Raw genomic sequence first — 1,104 nt, 5'->3', positions numbered from 1 at the left:
GGAATCCCAGCCCGGTCCGCACCGATAAGAACGGGTATGTGCGGGTCATCGCCACGCAGGTGAGCTATGAACGTCTGGTCCAGCGGGCATTCGGCTCGTGAGTCCATCACCGAGGAATCCGACCGGGCCGACGTACTGCGTCGATACCGAGCACTGCTCGCCCGGCTCGGAATGGAGCGTCTAGACCGGCCTGCTGCGCCGGAATAGGCCACGCATCACGGTTCGACGACCGTCGTGTGCGGTTCGGCTCATCCTCGGGTCCGACAGCACCTGAGCGACCGCTTCGCCGCGGTCGTTCAGCCGGATCGGTCCGGAGATCGCCAGGGGGTCGTCCCAGCTGCCCGGGTCACTGGTGGTGAGGAGTCCGTTCGCTGCGATCACGCGGAGGGCGGACGCCAGATCCGGACTGGGCGCTCGGATGATCCTGGCCAGAAGTACGGTGTTGCAGCCGGATTCGGACAGCAGGTCGAGGATCTCGACGACGTGGGGATGTGATGTCAGGTCGTCCAGCAGCACCGGGTCGTAGTGTTCGCCGCCGTACATCCCAACCATCTCCTCGCCGTCCGAAACGAGATCCGGACAGGAATCGGACGCTAGGCGCACAGGGTGGGGGTGACAGACGCCTTGACGCGGTGTTTGCGGTGCCGACCCGGCTATTGACGAGATCCGTACTGTGCGTGAGATGGGCAGCGTCGCGGGGCGGCTACAGACCCCCGGACCGCACATCTGGACAGGTCCGTGGCGCGATAATCAGTACATGGGCCATCGACTCGCTGACCTGAGCTCACGCGCCCGGCTGGCCGCCCCTGGTGAGGGCATCGGGCCGGACGAACTCGCGCTGGCCACGCGCAATCACGGCATCCCGCTCGAAGCGCTGCGCTACGACGTCACCCCGCCGGGGCTGCATTACGTGCTGGCCCATTACGACATTCCATATGTCGCGGTGGACGCGCCCTGGAAGCTCACCATCGCGGGCCGGGTGCAGCGCCGGTTGCGGTTGGATGTGGCTGCGCTGAAGGCGTTTGCGCAGGTCACCACGCGGGTGACGCTGGAGTGTGCGGGTAATGGCCGGGCCTTGCTCACCCCGCGTCCGGTCAGTCATCC

2 protein-coding genes are annotated in these 1,104 nt (G+C 66.4%); one reads left to right on the top strand and one right to left on the bottom strand.

The window, feature by feature from the left end:
• Positions 1–180: 180 nt before the first annotated feature.
• Positions 181–543, bottom strand: a complete 363-nt coding sequence (locus ACIRS4_RS38500) for a hypothetical protein (RefSeq protein WP_404204964.1) — start codon at positions 541–543, stop codon at positions 181–183.
• A gap of 214 nt (positions 544–757) precedes the next feature.
• On the opposite strand from ACIRS4_RS38500, the gene ACIRS4_RS38495 reads away from it, so the two are divergent.
• Positions 758–1,104, top strand: a 347-nt coding sequence (locus ACIRS4_RS38495; protein WP_404204967.1) for a molybdopterin-dependent oxidoreductase, incomplete at its 3' end; no start/stop codon positions are given.

The sequence above is a fragment of the Streptomyces sp. NPDC101166 genome (genome assembly GCF_044768125.1).
Classification (GTDB): Bacteria; Actinomycetota; Actinomycetes; order Streptomycetales; family Streptomycetaceae; genus Streptomyces.
The sequence above is the reverse complement of the archived record's forward strand: the minus strand, read 5'-3'. Positions and strand labels throughout refer to the sequence as shown.

Coding starts and splice junctions, on each gene's coding strand:
- ACIRS4_RS38500 (WP_404204964.1), bottom strand. CDS start 543: ATGTACGGCGGCGAACACTACGACCCGGTGCTGCTGGACGACCTGACA.